General features: G+C 65.6%; 17 protein-coding genes. 9 read left to right on the top strand and 8 right to left on the bottom strand.

Annotated elements, in window-relative coordinates; genetic code table 11:
• Position 1: 1 nt before the first annotated feature.
• From IRZ12_RS08510 to lipA, 8 genes are all read left to right on the top strand, one after another.
• Positions 2-1270 carry a VanZ family protein gene (locus IRZ12_RS08510; RefSeq protein ID WP_367181582.1) on the top strand — a complete coding sequence of 423 codons (1269 nt, stop codon included), beginning with the start codon at positions 2-4 and terminating at the stop codon, positions 1268-1270.
• A gap of 26 nt (positions 1271-1296) precedes the next feature.
• Positions 1297-1614 (top strand): ferredoxin, encoded by a 318-nt coding sequence (locus IRZ12_RS08505; RefSeq protein WP_296467185.1) that lies wholly within the window; start codon positions 1297-1299, stop codon positions 1612-1614.
• 5 nt (positions 1615-1619) lie between these two features.
• Entirely contained in the window at positions 1620-2279 is a 660-nt protein-coding gene (locus IRZ12_RS08500) for a CocE/NonD family hydrolase (RefSeq protein ID WP_296467182.1), read from the top strand.
• Between the two features lie 260 nt (positions 2280-2539).
• Entirely contained in the window at positions 2540-3691 is a 1152-nt protein-coding gene (locus tag IRZ12_RS08495; protein WP_296467187.1) for a D-alanyl-D-alanine carboxypeptidase family protein, read from the top strand.
• A gap of 184 nt (positions 3692-3875) precedes the next feature.
• On the top strand, positions 3876-4739 hold the full coding sequence (locus IRZ12_RS08490; RefSeq protein WP_296467179.1) for a D-amino acid aminotransferase: 864 nt from the start codon (positions 3876-3878) through the stop codon (positions 4737-4739).
• Positions 4740-4746: 7 nt separating this feature from the next.
• Entirely contained in the window at positions 4747-5034 is a 288-nt protein-coding gene (locus IRZ12_RS08485; RefSeq protein ID WP_296467176.1) for a DUF493 family protein, read from the top strand.
• 24 nt (positions 5035-5058) lie between these two features.
• Entirely contained in the window at positions 5059-5754 is a 696-nt protein-coding gene (gene lipB / locus IRZ12_RS08480; RefSeq protein WP_296467173.1) for a lipoyl(octanoyl) transferase LipB, read from the top strand.
• A 60-nt stretch (positions 5755-5814) separates the two neighbouring features.
• A complete protein-coding gene (lipA, locus tag IRZ12_RS08475; protein ID WP_296467171.1) occupies positions 5815-6819 on the top strand; it encodes a lipoyl synthase in 1005 nt (334 codons plus the stop codon).
• A 173-nt stretch (positions 6820-6992) separates the two neighbouring features.
• On the opposite strand, the gene IRZ12_RS08470 is transcribed toward lipA, so the two are convergent.
• The 6 genes from IRZ12_RS08470 to IRZ12_RS08445 all read right to left on the bottom strand — a co-directional run bounded on the left by IRZ12_RS08470 (position 6993) and on the right by IRZ12_RS08445 (position 12871).
• Complete coding sequence (locus tag IRZ12_RS08470) at positions 6993-7955, bottom strand: ABC transporter permease (protein ID WP_296467168.1); 963 nt, start codon at positions 7953-7955, stop codon at positions 6993-6995.
• On the bottom strand, positions 7945-8898 hold the full coding sequence (locus IRZ12_RS08465; RefSeq protein ID WP_296467165.1) for an ABC transporter ATP-binding protein: 954 nt from the start codon (positions 8896-8898) through the stop codon (positions 7945-7947). The genes IRZ12_RS08470 and IRZ12_RS08465 overlap by 11 nt, the downstream gene beginning before the upstream one ends.
• Positions 8895-10043 carry an NEW3 domain-containing protein gene (locus IRZ12_RS08460; protein WP_296467161.1) on the bottom strand — a complete coding sequence of 383 codons (1149 nt, stop codon included), beginning with the start codon at positions 10041-10043 and terminating at the stop codon, positions 8895-8897. Before IRZ12_RS08460 ends, IRZ12_RS08465 begins: the two co-directional genes overlap by 4 nt.
• Before the next feature lie 259 nt (positions 10044-10302).
• A complete protein-coding gene (locus IRZ12_RS08455) occupies positions 10303-11283 on the bottom strand; it encodes a tripartite tricarboxylate transporter substrate binding protein (protein ID WP_296467158.1) in 981 nt (326 codons plus the stop codon).
• Positions 11284-11366: 83 nt separating this feature from the next.
• A complete protein-coding gene (catC, locus tag IRZ12_RS08450) occupies positions 11367-11645 on the bottom strand; it encodes a muconolactone Delta-isomerase (RefSeq protein ID WP_296467156.1) in 279 nt (92 codons plus the stop codon).
• 101 nt (positions 11646-11746) lie between these two features.
• Positions 11747-12871, bottom strand: a complete 1125-nt coding sequence (locus IRZ12_RS08445; RefSeq protein ID WP_296467153.1) for a muconate/chloromuconate family cycloisomerase — start codon at positions 12869-12871, stop codon at positions 11747-11749.
• A gap of 98 nt (positions 12872-12969) precedes the next feature.
• Here IRZ12_RS08445 and IRZ12_RS08440 point away from each other — a divergent pair, with 98 nt between their 5' ends.
• Entirely contained in the window at positions 12970-13884 is a 915-nt protein-coding gene (locus IRZ12_RS08440) for a LysR family transcriptional regulator (protein WP_296467151.1), read from the top strand.
• Between the two features lie 9 nt (positions 13885-13893).
• Here the strand turns inward: IRZ12_RS08440 and IRZ12_RS08435 are convergent, their stop codons facing one another.
• Complete coding sequence (locus IRZ12_RS08435) at positions 13894-14664, bottom strand: phytanoyl-CoA dioxygenase family protein (protein ID WP_296467149.1); 771 nt, start codon at positions 14662-14664, stop codon at positions 13894-13896.
• Between the two features lie 125 nt (positions 14665-14789).
• Positions 14790-15755 carry a tripartite tricarboxylate transporter substrate binding protein gene (locus IRZ12_RS08430; RefSeq protein WP_296467146.1) on the bottom strand — a complete coding sequence of 322 codons (966 nt, stop codon included), beginning with the start codon at positions 15753-15755 and terminating at the stop codon, positions 14790-14792.
• Positions 15756-16019: the final 264 nt, after the last annotated feature.

The raw sequence follows: 16019 nt of genomic DNA, 5'->3' as shown, positions 1-16019 counted from the left end.
GGTGGTGTGTGGGCATGGAAATCCGTCCAGGGCGGCCGAGCGAGCGGCGTGCAAATCGGCAATTGTAGGCACAGAGCCCGGGGGATCGCAGCGAGGTTTCCCAAACCGCATAAACTTAACGCATGTCGCTCACGTTTTTCTTCCGCCGCCCATGAGTGCCGACGACTCGTCCGCTACGCCCGGGCAGGTCGTCCGGCACCGTGCCCCGATGGCGCGGCTGGCCTTGATCATCGTCGTGCTGCTGGTGGTGTACGCCAGCCTCTATCCGTTCACGGGCTGGGTCGATGTCGGCTTGCCGGCTTTCGCGTACCTGCGGGCGCCGTGGCCCGAATATTGGGTTGGATCCGAAATCGTCGCCAACGTCGCGGCCTATTTGCCCGTGGGCGCGCTGTTCGTCTGGGCGCTCTATCCCGCTTGCCGCAGGGTGGCCGCCGTGCTGGCGGCGGTCGTGTTCTGCACGCTGCTGTCGGGCTCCCTGGAGGCGCTGCAGACCTACCTGCCCAACCGCATCGCGTCCAACGTCGACCTGGCTGCCAACGCCGGTGGTGGGCTGCTGGGTGCCTTGGCCGGTGCCGCGACGGCGCCGAGCCTGATCGGCGACGGGGCACTCGTGCGCTGGCGCCATCGATGGTTTGCACCCGAGGCCGGTTCGGCCCTGATCCTGGCCGCGCTCTGGGTATTCATGCAGATTCCGCGCCAGCCCATGCTGTTCGGTACCGGCGAGTTATGGCGGTTGGTCGGCGATTGGGCCGCGCTGCCGTCGCAGCTGCTCGGCGAGGTGTGGACGCCCTCGCCTGGGCAGCGCATCATGGCCGAACAGCTGTGCACCGGGGCCGCCGTGGTGGCCGTTTCCATGTTGTTGCTGCACGTGGCTCGGCCAGTGCCGGGGCGCGGTATGCTTCCGGCTGCGCTGGTGTGTTGCGCGCTGCTGGTCAAGGCCGTCCTGCAGCCCCTGGCCGTGCCCGCGCAGGCGGGCGGGGCTTGGATCACGATCGGCGCCGTCGTCGGCGTGGTCGGGGGCCTGGCCCTGGCCACCGGCGGCGCTTATTTGCAACCTTCCTGGCAGCGCGTGCTCGGCATGACGGCCTTGTGCGTGCAGCTGGCCATCGTCAACTTGCTCCCGTCCGACCTCTATTTCGAAATGACGGCCGCGGTGGCGCGCACGAGTTGGCTGCATCTGGAGTCGCTCACGCAGAGCCTGTCCGTGATCTGGGTGGTGGCCGCCTTGTTCTTCCTGGCCCGGCGACGCGTTGGTTCGGCGTCCCGGTAACGCTTTTTTCGTCCTTGCGAGTTGGTATGGAGTCCTATTACAAGCACCACGTCTTTTTTTGCCTGAACGAGCGCGGACCCGATGCGCCTCGTCCCTGTTGCGCTCGGCAAGGCGCCCAGGCCATGCAGGACTATGCCAAGAAGCGCATCAAGGCGCTTGGATTGGCCGGCAAGGGCGAGATCCGCATCAACAAGGCAGGCTGCCTGGACCGATGCGAAGAGGGGCCGGTATTGGTGGTTTATCCGGAGGGTGTCTGGTACACCTACGTGGACCAAGAAGATATCGATGAAATCATCGATTCGCACCTGGTGCGCGGTGAGCCCGTCGAACGACTGAGGATCTGAGCGCCATGGCGATTGCAACCGAACATCTCGTGCTAGAGGGTGGCGCGGGGCCCGTCGATTGCGCGCTGGACATTCCCGAGGGGGGCCTCGACGCAGCACGGGGATGGGCCCTGATCCTGCATCCGCATCCGCTGTTCGGCGGCACCCGCGACAACAAGGTGGTCACGACGGTGGCGCGGGCCTGCGTGCAGCAGGGGCTGGCTGCGCTGCGGCCGAATTTCCGCGGCGTGGGCGGATCCGCAGGCGAGTTCGACCACGGCACCGGTGAAGCGTCGGACATGTTGGCCGTGGTGGATCAGTTTCGCGCGCGGCATCCGTCGCTGGCCCGCGGCCATTTCGTGTTGGGCGGGTTCTCGTTCGGCAGCGCGGTCGCCAGCCAGGTGTATGCTGGTTGCGGGCCGGCGAGCCCCCGGGGGCTGCCGGTGGCAGGCGTGGTATTGCTCGGCACCGCGGCCAGTCGTTTTTCCGTGGCCGAGGTTCCCGAAGATTCGCTGGTCATCCATGGCGAGCAGGACGACACGGTGCCGCTATCGTCCGTCATGGACTGGGCGCGCCCGCAAAGCCTGCCGGTCACCGTCATTCCCGGGGCTGGCCATTTCTTCCACGGCAACCTCGTGGTGGTCAAGCGCCTGGTGCTGAACTACCTGGGCCGCGTGCTGGCATGACGGGGCCGCCGGCGGGCTGTAGCATTCCGTTGCATCAGCTCCGCCATGTCCCGGGGGTAGCCAGCCGCTCGGGGTGCCTATAATTGCAGTTTCCACCCCGCACCGCGGGGCGCGCGTCGGGCAGCGTTGGCCGGCCCGGGCGGCGCCCCTCTTGCACGATCGTCTCCCACATGAAACTGCGCTTTTTCTCGTTCGCTCCGGGACGTCGGTTTGCTTTGGCCGCAGTGGCGTCGGCTTGCCTCGTCGCATTCCAGGCAACCATGCCCGCCACGGCCTTGGCCGCAGCCGCGCCGCCGGTGACTACCTCTTCCGCCGCGTCTTCGGTGTCGACCGTCGGCCTGTTGTCTTCCGTGCCGGCGCCCGCCATAGCGGCCCGCGCCTGGGTCGCGATCGACTTGACCAGCGACCAGGTCTTGGCCGAGGATCGCGCGGACGATCGCGTCGAACCGGCTTCGCTGACCAAGGTCATGACGGCGTATCTGGTGTTCAACGCACTCAAGGAAAAACGCCTGTCGCTCGGCCAAAGCGTCGCGGTGTCGCACAAGGCCTGGCGCACGGGCGGTTCGCGCATGTTCATCGAGCCGCGCAAGCCCGTCACCGTCGAGGAGCTGATCCGCGGCATGATCACGCAGTCGGGCAATGACGCCACGGTGGCGTTGGCCGAGGCCGTCGCGGGGAGCGAGGACGCCTTCGTCGCGTTGATGAACCAGGAAGCGGCGCGGCTTGGGCTGAAGAATACGCACTTTACGAACTCCACCGGCCTGCCCGATCCGCAGCACGTGACCACGGTGCGCGACCTCGCCCTGCTGGCCAAGCGCCTGATCCAAGATCATCCCGACTTCTACGGGTATTACAAGGAACGCGAGTTCACCTACAACAAGATCACCCAGCCCAATCGCAACCGGCTGTTGTGGGTCGATCCGTCCGTGGATGGCATGAAGACGGGCCACACCGAGGCGGCCGGCTACTGCCTGATCGCGTCTGCCATGCGGGGCGACCGCCGCGTGCTCACGGTCCTGGTGGGGGCGGCGAGCGAGAACGCGCGTACCCAGGAGAGCCTGAAACTGTTGAACTGGGGGTTCCAGAACTTCGACACGGTGCGCGTCTACGAGGCCAACCAGGCCGTGGTGGAGCCCAAGGTCTGGAAGGGCAATGCGAGCAAGGCCAAGCTGGGGTCGCGCTCGGCCATCTGGGTCACGGTGCCGCGCGGCCAGGCCGGGAACGTCAAGTCCACCGTCGAGCGTACCGATCCGCTGGTGGCGCCGTTGCAGGCGGGACAGCAAGTGGGTACGCTTAAACTTACCCTGAACGACAAACCCGTGCGCGAGGTGCCGTTGACCGTGCTCGAACCGGTGGACGTGGCTGGCATCTTCGGCCGCGCATTCGACGCCGTGAGGCTTTGGTTCAACTAAGGCTCGCGCATGCGCTGGGGGTGCGCCCCGAAGGGTGGAAACCGCGGCGCGGCATGTTCGCTGCGCCGCCATCGGGGGCGCCCCAGGCGCGGTCGGCCCCCGGTCCGCGCCCTTTTTTTGCGGAGCGTGCGAAACATGCGGCGCAGGGAAAGGGCGTATTTCTCTCCTTCTTTAGGGAATAGACATGATTCCAGGCATAGAGGGCGACCCGCTGGTCTATCTCAACGGTGAGTTCACGCCGCTGTCGCAAGCCAAGATATCGGTGCTGGACCGGGGCTTCATCTTCGGCGACGGCATCTACGAGGTCGTGCCGGTCTACGGCCGCAAGCCGTTCCGGATGGCGCAGCATTTGGCGCGGCTCGCCCGCAGCCTGGATGCGATCCGCATCCCGAATCCGCACACGGCTGAGCAATGGCAGGCGCTGGTCGCGAGGCTGGTCGAGACCTTGGACGCCCAGGATCAGTTCGTCTACCTGCAAGTGACGCGCGGTGTCGCCAAGCGCGATCACGCATTTCCCCGCAACATCTCGCCCACGGTGTTCGGCATGACGAGCCCGTTCGCAAGGCCGTCGGCCGAGCTGCGCGAGAGCGGCGTGAAAGCCGTGACCATGCCCGACGAGCGCTGGCTGCATTGCCACATCAAGTCCACCTCGCTGTTGGGCAACGTATTGGCTCGGCAGTATGCCGTCGATCGCGACGCGACGGAGGTCGTGATGTTCCGCGACGGTTTCCTGTCCGAAGGCTCGTCCAGCAACATCTGGGTGGTCAAGGACGGGCGCCTGCTGGCGCCACAGAAGAACCATCTCATCCTCGAAGGCATCCGCTACGGATTCATCGAGGAAATGGCCTCGGCCAAGGGGATCCCGCTCGAGATGCGGCCGGTCTCGAAGGCGGAGGTCCAAGCGGCCGACGAATTGATGCTTTCGTCGGCGACCAAGGAAATCCTGCCCATCGTGTCGCTCGACGGCCAGCCCGTGGGCGCGGGCCGTCCCGGCCCCGTCTATGCCCGGTTGCGCCAGGGATACGATGAGGCGATCGCAGCGCTTTGACATTCACATGGCAGACCTTCCCCAAGCGCCCGAGGCCCGGGCTTCGCTGATCGAGTATCCGTCAGACTTCCCGATCAAGGTGATGGGGGCGCATCGCCCTGATTTCGCCCAGGTGCTCACCGAAGTCGTGATGCGCCATGATCCGGATTTCGATCCGGCCACGGTGGAAATGCGGGCCAGCTCTGGTGGCAATTACCTGGGGCTGACTTTCATCGTGCGGGCGACTTCCCGCGAGCAGCTCGACGCGCTGTATCGCGAGCTCACCTCGCACCCCATGGTGAAATTCGTCCTGTAGCCGACCCGCCCGAGAGAGCTGTCCATGCACATCCGTTGGCTGCAGCGTCCTGCCGACTATCACGAGACATGGGAGGCGATGAAATCTTTCACCGCCGCGCGCGATGCCGATACGGCGGACGAGATCTGGCTGGTCGAGCATCCTCCCGTGTTTACGCTAGGGCAGGCGGGTAAGCCCGAGCATGTGTTGGCGCCTCATGACGTGCCGGTCGTCAAGAGCGACCGCGGCGGGCAGGTCACCTATCACGGGCCCGGGCAGGTGGTGGCCTATGTGCTGCTCGACCTGAAGCGCGCCGGGTATTTCGTCAAGGAATACGTGAACCGGGTGGAGCAGGCCGTGATCGATCTGCTGGCCGAATTGGGGCTGCCCGATGCGCAGCGCAAGCCGGGCGCACCGGGCGTCTACGTGAATTGGCCGCGCGCGTCGGCCCCCGCGGCGGGGGCATCCGAACTGGCCAAGATCTCGGCGTTGGGCATCAAGGTCCATCGCGGATGTACCTACCATGGCGTCGCGTTGAACGTGGCCATGGACTTGGCCCCGTTCTCGTGGATCAACCCTTGCGGTTATGCCGGGCTGCGCACCGTGGACCTAGCCTCCTGCGGGTGCGCGATTTCTCTGGAAGAAGCCGGCGAGCGGCTGGCGCGGCGCCTGGAACGCGCGCTGGTGGCCCTGCCGCAGTCAGGGGTTTTGCCGAGCCCGGCGCCGGCGGCGGTAGAATAAGGGTCTTTACTAATCCGGCCCCCGGTTCTACCCCGGCCACGCCGAACAGGAATCTTGTCGATGAGCTCCGTGCCCGATACGTCCGCCTTGAGCAGCCAATCCGAAACCAACGGGGCGGCGCCGGCCTACGATCCGCTGCAGAAGCAGAAATCCGCCTCCAAGGTTTCCCGCATCCCGATCAAGGTCGTGCAAGCGGAAAGGCTGAAGAAACCTGAGTGGATACGCGTGAAGGCGGCGTCTCCCGGTTCCCGCTTCTACGACATCAAGCGCATCCTGCGCGAGCACAACCTCCATACGGTGTGCGAGGAAGCCTCGTGCCCGAATATCGGGGAGTGCTTCGGCAAGGGAACGGCTACGTTCATGATCATGGGCGACAAGTGCACGCGCCGCTGCCCCTTCTGTGACGTAGGCCATGGCCGGCCCGACCCGCTGGACCCAGACGAGCCGCTCAACTTGGCGCGCACCATTGCCGCGCTGAAGCTGAACTACGTGGTCATCACGTCGGTGGACCGCGACGACCTACGCGACGGCGGCGCGGCCCATTTCGTGGAGTGCATCGCCAAGACGCGCGAACTCTCGCCCGCCACCCGCATCGAGATCTTGGTGCCCGATTTCCGCGGACGCCTGGACCGGGCGCTCGAGATCCTCGATGCGTGTCCGCCGGATGTGATGAACCACAACCTGGAGACGGTGCCGCGCTTGTACAAGCAGGCCCGCCCGGGTTCCAACTACGAGCACTCGCTCAAGCTGCTGGCCGAGTTCAAGGCCCGCCATCCCGAGGTGCCGACCAAGTCCGGCCTGATGCTGGGCTTGGGCGAGACTGACGAGGAAATCCTGCAGGTGATGCGCGACATGCGCGCGCACAACGTAGACATGATCACGATCGGCCAATACCTGCAACCGTCCGAGCACCATCTCCCCGTGCTGCGCTACGTGCATCCCGACACTTTCGCGATGTTCGAGCGCGAAGCCTATGCGATGGGCTTTACCCATGCCGCGGTCGGCGCAATGGTGCGTTCGTCGTATCACGCAGACCAGCAGGCGCACGCGGCCGGCGTGGCGTAAAGCGCGACGCGCCGTCGTCTTTTCGGTTCCGCAAGAAAAGAGGCTTGCCCAACGCGCGCAGCCCGGACGTTGTATCCGGGCCGGGGCGTGGGGCAAGCCTTTTTTTGGTTCATGCCGGCGCTGCCGGAGCGGCGATCGGTGCTGGTTTGCCGCTTCGGCGCGCTTGGTGCCGCTTAGGCCCGCACCTCCCGCCGCTGGAAGAGCATGTAGGCCAGCGTGAACAACAGGATCACGGCGGCGATCAGCCCTATCATCTGGGGCCAGATGATGGCCAGGCTTTGCGAGAGCGGCAAGGGCGAACCGATCACCGCGCCCTGCAATTGGCTCAGGAAGACCGGCCCCAGCGTGCGGGTCGACGGCACCAGCAGGGCCAGCACGCCTTCTCCGAACAACTGGGACGGCGAGATCCGCTCGAGCGCCTGTTGCCACTGGAGCGTTTCGATCCCGGGTTGCCCCAGCATCAGCGCCAATGGATCGGGCGGTGCGATGACCTGCGCGATCGCGCCGGCCAGCATGGGCCACAGCAGCGAGAAGAACAGCCATAGCCCGAGGCTGACCAGGGCAGACGTTGCCGCCGACTGGAACAGGATGGAGCACAGCATCGCCACGGACAGCCATACGCCTGCATAGGCGAGCGTGAGCAGCAGGAACAGCAGCGAGCGGGCGATTTCTTCGCCGCTGGGCGGCACGCCAAGCAGGAACAACCCGGCGCCGACCACCAATAGCCACAAGGCCAGCAGCGAAACGGCCAGGGTTGTCAGGCCTGCCAGGAATTTGCCCATCAGCAAGGCATCGCGGTAGATGGGCTGCGACAGCAGCCGGCTCATCGTGCGCCGCGAGTATTCGCCGTTGATCGCATCGAATCCCAGCCCGATCGCCACCAGCGGCACCAGGAACCCCAGCAGCGCCGAGAACGACGGCATGGGTTCGCGCGCGGCCGTGAACAGGCGCAGGAACACGAAGGGATCGCTGGCGGTAGTGTTGCGGATCTGCTGGAACACGCCGTAGAGCGCAGCGGCGGCCGTCAGGATGATCAGCCATTCCAGCACGCGCATGCGGCCGCTGCGCAGATGGTCGGCCAGCTCTTTCAGCAGGACCACGCCCATGCCCTGTACGGGTGATCCTTCACGCTGCATGACGTCGTCCCCCTTGAGTCATGGACTGGAAGAAGCGGTTGTAGATCATGTCGAGGCTGATTGGCTCGTCGTCCAGCCGGAGCAGCTCGGCGTTCGCGTTGACGAGCGCGCGGGCGATATCCGGCCGCACGTCCCGTTCGGCCCGCAGCCGCCAGCGTTGTTCGCCCTGGGGTTCGACCGAGGCGATGCCCGGAATGCCGCGCAGCACTGCGGCGATGTCCTTGCCCCGCGCCTCGACCACTACGGCGCTCTGGCCGCCCAGCACCTGGCGCGCCAGCTCCGGCACGGTGCCCATGAGGGCGATGCGGCCCTGGTGGAAAAGCGCCACGCGGTCGCAGATGCGCTGCATGTGGTCCAGCATGTGGGACGACAGCAGCACCGTGACGCCGTCCCGCCGCAGGCTGTCGATGAGCCCCAGGAAGTCTTCGGCGGCCTGCGGGTCGAGGCCGGAGGTCGGCTCGTCCAGGATGGCGATGCGGGCACCCTTGAGCACGATCTCCGCCAGCCCCAGGCGTTGCCGCATGCCGCGCGAGAAGCCGGCCACGCGCCGGTCTGCCTCGCTGGAAAGCCCGACGCGCGCGAGCGCCGCATCGATGCGGGCGTTGCGTTCGCCGGCGTCGATTTCCATGAGCTTGGCCGTGTAGGCGAGGTTTTCCCGTGCCGAGAGGTAGTCGTAGAACCCGACGGCGTCGGGCATGTAGCCGACCTCGCGCTTGACCGCGAGCGGCGAGCGGCGCGGATCGCGGCCCAGGACCGACACCGTGCCGGAGCTCGCTTCGGTCAAGCCCAGCAGCATGAGAATGGTGGTCGTCTTGCCGGCGCCGTTGGGACCGAGCAGGCCGAAGACCTCGCCCTGTCCTACCGTGAACGAAACGCCGTCGACCGCGGTACGGCCTTTATAGCGTTTGGTCAGGCCTTGCGCCTGGATGACTTGCGTGCTCATCGCCGCCCGAACCTCGCGACAGCACCCACCAGCACCAGCACGGCGATGGCGATGATGATGACTCCGACGATACCCCACAGGCCCGAGGTCTGCACCGTGATGCGGAACTCGCCCGACGCGCTTTCCCCGCCGCCCGACGCGCGGATGGTGGTCATGTAGTCGCCGACGAGCGATCGATCGGACGGCGTGATGTGGGCCTGGGCCTCGACCTCCTTGCCCGCTTCGATTTCAGGAAGGGTCTTGGGTTCGAATTCGACCTTCCAGCCCGACGGCGCGCTGGCCGACAGCTCGATGCCTTGCGCCGGCGCGGAGCCATCGTTGCGCACGATGATGGGCATGGTTTCGGTCTTGCCGGCGCGGGCGGTCGCACTCATGATGCCGTCGCGGCCAGTGATGCGCAGTTCGGGTTGGCCCACGACGTCCATGGTGAGCTTGGCGCTGGCTGATGCGTTTTCGGCGCTGGCATGCACGACGATGGGATAGCTGCCGGCCTTGACGGACGAGGGCGGCTTGACGCTGAGCTTGAGGTCTTTCGATTCGCCCGCCTTGATGGGTACGGAGGTCAGCTGTTGCGACCCGTAGTTTTCGGTGAAGGTGGGTTCGAAGTACTGCGGCGTTTCGGCAGTCAGGCTCACCACCAGATCGCGTCCGCTGTCGTTGCGCACCGTGAACTGGTAATCGAAGGTCGTGCGCGGGCCGCCGCGCAGCGCGGGCAGCTTGGTTTCGATGCCGAGCTGGGCCGGCAATTCGTCGGCCAGCGTCACGTCAATGGGAAGTTCGATGCGCCGGTTCGGCGCATCGGCCACGACGCGTATGCGATACCGGCGCGCCTCGGCCGTGGGCGGCAGTTCGAACCGCAATTGCAGCGGCACGCTGGCGTCGGTGTCCGGCATTGCAGCGGCCACCGGCTTGCCGCCGCCGAGCAGCGAGACTTTCCAGCCTTGCGGCACGTCTTCCACCCGTAGTGCAACGCGCTCCGGCGGCTCTTTTTGGTTGCGCAGGCTCAGCGGCAGCGTGGTCGTGGCGCCGGCCTGCAACGTCAGGGAAGGGTAGTCGGTGACCAGGTAGATGCCCGACTGGTCGGCCGCCACGAGGGTCGGAAATGCGAGCAACAGCGACAAGATCAGGACGCGAATCTTATGCATGGCAGTTCGTTGATGAAATGGAATGCTGAAAGATTCGGCCAGGCGCCCGGCATGGGATACGCCTGAACCAATCGTATTAGTGTGAGCGTCTCCCTTCGGCGCAGCGCCGCACCTGGATGCATGGAGTATCCGGGCACGGCGCTGCGCCGGGGGACCAGCTTGGCGGGGCGGAGCCGGTACGGGGCGAAACACTAATGGATGATACGACGATTGGCTATACGGGTAGCCCCTGCTTGGTTTCGTCCTGGATAGACCTCACTCAGTCCATTTTGATGCCCCGCGATTCAATCAGTTCACGCCCCGCCTTGATCTCGGAAGCCAGGTAGTCGCGCAGTTCCGCCGGCGAGCCGCCTATCGGTTCCGCGCCGATGGAAGCCAGCGTGGCCTGCACCTTGGGCGCCTGCAGCGCCTGGCGCATGGCTTGGTTCAGCTTGTCGATGACCGCTTGCGGCGTGCCGGCGGGCGCAAAGGCGGCAAACCACGGAGTTAGCTCATAGCCGGGCAGCCCGGCTTCGGCCACCGTGGGTAGATTGGGCAGTGCAGCAGAGCGCTTCTTGGTCGTGACGGCGATGGCGGTCAGCTTGCCCGCTTCGATGTGCGGCTTGGCGGAGGTCACGCTGTCGAACATGTAGTCGACTTGTCCGCCCAGCAGGTCGGCGATGGCCGGACCGCTGCCCTTGTACGGCACGTGCAGCATCTGCACGTTCGCCATCTTGACGAACAGTTCGCCGGCCAAGTGGATGGACGTGCCGACGCCGGCCGAGGCAAAGGTGTACTTGCCGGGATTGGCCTTGGCGAGTGCGATTACCTCGGCCACCGTCTTGGCCGGGATGCGCTGCGGATTGGCGACGAGCACGTTGGGAACGACGGCGAGCAGCGAAATCGGCGCGAAGTCCTTGACGGGATCGTACGCCATGTCGGGATAGAGCGCGGGGTTCACAGCCATGCCGTTGGCGACGATCATGATCGTATAGCCGTCCGGCTTGGCGCGGGCCACGGCGGTTGCGCCGATGTTGCCCCCGGCGCCGGGGCGGTTCTCGATCACGAAGGGTTGGCCGAGCATCTGGCCCATGGTTTCACCCAGCGTACGGGCGATGTTGTCCATCGCGCCCCCGGGCGGGAAGGGGACGATCCAGCGGATCGGGCGGCTGGGATAGCCGTTTTGCGCAGCAGCAGTGAGCGGTGCAGCGAGCAGGCCCGCGGCGACGGCCAGGGCGGTCAGGGAAAAGCGGTTTTTCATCTTGTGTCTCCAGTATGCAGTATGGGGCGGGTCGGACCAGCCGTCGCCGTGGCGGCTTGCGCTGCCCGACCCGGAGGGGGCGCTCAGCGGATCGCGGAGGGATGCCGCGCCAACGGCGTCACGTGGATGTCCATGTACGGGTACAGGGGTAATGCGGACAGCAGCGCGTGCAGCTCGTCGTTGTCCGTCACGTCAAAGATGCTGTAGTTGGCGTATTCGCCCACCACGCGATAGATCTGCTGCCATTTGCCCTGCCGCTGCAGGTCCTGGGAATAGGCCTTTTCCGCGGCCTTGAGCGCATCGGCTTGTTCAGGTGGAACCGAATGCGGGATGCGTACGTCCATGCGCACGAGAAACAGCATGAAAGTCTCCTTGTCACGATTCTTGCCCGGGACGGCCGGCGCCTAGCCGGCGGCGTCCCCCCAAGGGCCGGGATACCCGGCCCGTCCTTGCGTCGTCCGGCTCAGCGGTCGCGGCGATAGCGGTTGAGCTTGTCTTCGTCGAGCGCCAGTCCGAGCCCGGGGCCGGTGGGCAGCCGCATCGAAAAATCTGCGTAGGCGGGGCGCTCGCGGACCACGTCGTCCACCAGCAGCAGGGGCCCGAACAATTCCGTGCCCCATTCCAGGCGCGGTAGCGTGGCAAAGGCATGGGCGGCGGCAACGCTGCCGATGCTGCCCTCGAGCATGGTGCCGCCGTATAGCGCGATGCCGGCGGCGTCGCCGACCGCCGCGGTGCGCAGCGCACCATAGAGGCCGCCTGACTTGGCGATCTTGATCGCCAGCACGTCCGCGGCGCCTTCGCGCGCAATGGCCATCGCATCCTCGGGGCCCTGCACCGCCTCGTCGGCCATGATGGGGATGACGAAGCGAGCCGCCAGCCGCGCCATGCCGGTGCGGTGCGCGCGCGGTACCGGCTGTTCGACGAGGTCTACCCCGGCCTCTTCCAGCTGCGCGATGCCTACCGCTGCCTGGGACTCGCTCCACGCCTGGTTGACGTCTACCGTGACGCGAGCGCGCTTGCCGAGCGCGCGCTTGATGGCGCAGACGTGGGCTACGTCTTCGGCCACGGAGCGGCGGCCTATCTTCAGCTTGAACGTATCGTGGCGGCGCGCGTCGAGCAGCGCTTCGGCCTCTTCGATGTCGCGGCGCGTGTCGCCGCTGGCCAGTGTCCACAGCACGGGCACGGTGTCGCGCACGGCGCCGCCCAGCAAGGTGGAGACGGGGACGCCCAGGCGCTTGCCCTGGGCGTCGAGCAATGCGGTTTCCAGCGCCGACTTGGCAAAGGTGTTGCCCCGCGCGGCCTTCTCCATGCGCTGTACGGCAGCCAGCACGTTGGCGGCGTTTTGGCCCAGGAGGGCCGGGGCCAAATACGTGTCGATGGCCACCTTGATGCCTTCGGGGCTTTCCTCGCCGTAGCTCAGGCCACCTATGGTCGTGGCTTCGCCCAATCCTTCGATGCCGTCCGAGCAGCGTAGCCGCACGATCACGAGGGTCTGGACGTTCATGACTGTCATCGCCAGTTGATGGGCGCGGATCGTGGGAAGGTCGACCAAAATGGCTTCGATCGACTCGATATACGGCAAAACCATACTATTCCAGTCATAGAAAGTGCTGGAATTCAGTATGAATCTCGATTTTTCACCCGTCCAAGACTATATTTGTCGTTTTCCATACCTAAAAGGTATCGATGGATCTCAGGCAACTTCGTTATTTCCAGGCCGTGGCGCAGGAAATGAACGTCACCCGCGCCGCCGAAAAGCTGCACATGGCGCAGCCGCCGCTCAGCCGCCAGATCCGGGCCTTGGAAGAAGAGCTCGGCGTGCTTTTGTTCGAGCGCACCGGCCGCTCCCTGCGCCTGACCGAGGCCGGGCGCTTCCTGCTCGAGCATTCGCTCCAGTTGACCACGCGGCTGCAGGAGGTCGTCGATGCGACGCGCCGCATCGGCCAGCAGGGGCGACGCTGGTTTGGCATCGGCTTCGTGCCTTCCACGCTATACGGCTTCGTGCCCGAGCTGATACGACGCCTGCGCAGCGCCGATCCGCACGTGGACGTCGGGTTGTCGGAGATGACGACGCTGCAGCAGATGGAAGCGCTCAAGTCCGGGCGCATCGACATCGGTTTCGGCCGCATCCTGTTCGATGACCCGGATGTCGAACGCGAAGTGCTGATGGCCGAACCGTTGGTCGCAGTGGTGGGGAAATCCCATGCATTGGCGGCGCGCCCGGCGCACGGGGCCGTGGGCGCGGCGGAGCTGGCGGGCCAGCCGTTCATCCTGTATCCCGCCCGGCCGCGCCCGAGCTATGCTGATCACGTGCTGGGCTTGTTCAGGGCCGCAGGCTGGGCGTTGCAAGTCATCCAGGAGGCCAATGAGCTGCAGACGGCGATAGGCCTCGTGGCGGCAGGATTGGGCGTGACGGTCGTGCCCGCTTCCGTGCAGCGGTTGCAGCGCGACGATATCGTCTATCTGCCCCTGGCGACGGCAGGTTTTACCTCCCCGGTCATTGTCAGTTGCCGCAAAGACGATCGGTCGCCCTTCCTCGTGCAGGCCAAGGCGCTGGCTGCCGGGCTCGCGACGAAGGATGCGGAGGCGTTTCGCGCGTAGGCCTGGGCGTCAGGCGTTTTCCAGGTGCACGCTGCCCTTGGCGGCCGACCGCGTGCCCGGCAGCGGGCGGTTGCTCGCGGCGTGATAAGTGAAGACGACCGAGAATTTCACTTCGTCCGTGCTGTTGCGATCCGCCGCGTGCAGGGTATTGCAGTGGAAAAACACTGCGTCGCCGGCATGCAATTCCGGCACGATGGCGCGTTCGATCACCGGCCGGTTGACGGGAAGGTCGTCGCGGAAGAATTTTTTCTCATCGAACCGCGAGGCGTCGATGCGTTCGAGATGCGAGCCGGGCACGAAGTGCAAGGCGCCGTTGCGGTCGAATTCGTCACCCAGCGCCAGCCAGACCGAAACCATGTCGTCCCGCTCGAACGCCCAATAGCGGAAATCGCGGTGCCATCCGGTCAATGTGCCGAACCGCGGATGCTTGGTCATGATGCAGTTGTGGTGTGCCAGCGAAAGCTTGGCCGGTTCGCCGAAGTACGCTGCCATCCATTCGCGGATGGGGGCAGACGTGGCGTACTGCCGGAAGGCTTCGTCGCGCGACCATGCATCGAGGAGCCGCCGCACGGTTTTTCCGCCTTCGGCGTCGCGCGACGGCGGCGCGCCGGGATAGCCCAGGTCCGCTTCGTATTCGATGGGCTCGATGTGCGCATTGAGCTGGGCGCGCGCAATCTGCAGCAACGCGGCGCAACGCGAGGCATCGAGGAAATTGCGCACTACCACCAGGCCGTCCCGGCGCAGTGTCGCGATTTGTTCATCGCGGGACAGGCTAGCCATACTGCTGAACGAGGCAAAAAGTCACGAGGTTCACTAGCATACGCCGAATTGCAAAGGAAAGCCTGCGCGCCGGGCCTGGGGCCCTCAGCCTTGAATTGTGGGGCGCCCTCGCATCGCCCGCAGGCCTATTCCAGCTTGATGTCGATGCGCTTGACGACGTCAGCCCATTTTTGCGCGTCGCGCCGGAGCGTTGCTTCGGCTTCCGTTCCCGTCGAGCCCACGGGCGTGAGATCGAGCGAAGTCAATTTTTGGCGCACGGATTCCTCGTTCAATATCTCGGACACCGTCCGTTGAAGGGTTTGGAGAAGCGCTGCGGGGGTAGCGCTGGGCGCCATCAGGTATTGATTGAAGGACGCGTCGATGCCGGGCAGTCCGGCCTGCGGCAAGGTAGGGATGGAGGGCGCCATGGGAGAAGGGCGCGCGGAAGAGACGGCCAGGGCTGACAGCCGGCCGGATTGGATGTGAGGCAGGACGGTGGGCGTAGCGAGGAATCCGCAGTCGACCTGGCCTCCCATGACGGCGGTCGTGGCGGGGCTCGGTCCCTTGAAGGGGATGTGGGTCATCGAGACGCCGGCGCCGCGGAGCACGAGTTCGGCAGCCAGGTGGCCGGGCGAACCCGGCCCGCCCGAGGCGTACGTCATGGAGGACGAGCGTGCGCGGTCCATCAGTTGCTTCATCGACGTGATCCCGAGCGCGGCGTTGCACACCATCATCTGGTTGAAGTTCGCCACCAAGGCGACAGGCGCGAGATCGGTACGGGGGTCGAAATCCATCTTCGTGTATACGAGCGGATTGACCGTCACCACCGTGTCGGGCGTCACGAGCAAGGTATATCCGTCGGGCGGCGATTTGGCCGCCAGCTGCGCCGCGAGGCCATTATTGGCGCCGGGCCGGTTTTCCACCACGAAGGCCTGCTTGAGGCGGCGGCCCAATTCATCGGCGAGGATGCGGGCCACCAGGTCCGAGGGTGCGCCGGGAGGCGAGCCCACGAGGACGCGCACCGCCTTGGCGGGATAGTCTGTCGTGGCGTGCGCGCACGCGAATGCGGAAGAAAGAGTGATGGCCAGGAAAACGGTCCGTATGGCACGCATCGTCTCGCTCCTTTGGAATGCTGTTTGGGGGAAGTGTAGTTTTCCGGGTTGGTCATGAAAAATGAAAAATCAGGAGCGTTGATTTCTGTTTGGTCATCGTTCTTGGAAATGGCGGCACGCATACATGAACGAAGCACGCATTGGCATCGGGAGGGGCGCATCAAGCTGCGCCCGCGGCAATGTCTGGTCGCCATTGCCGCGCATCGGCCCAGGGGGGCGGGCGCATGTCGCGAGAGGGGCTGTCACATGCCGACGGGGGCGGGG

Origin of the sequence: Pigmentiphaga sp. (assembly GCF_019689535.1) — a bacterium.
Taxonomy (GTDB): domain Bacteria; phylum Pseudomonadota; class Gammaproteobacteria; order Burkholderiales; family Burkholderiaceae_B; genus Pigmentiphaga.
This window is presented reverse-complemented; position numbering and strand designations above follow the sequence as displayed.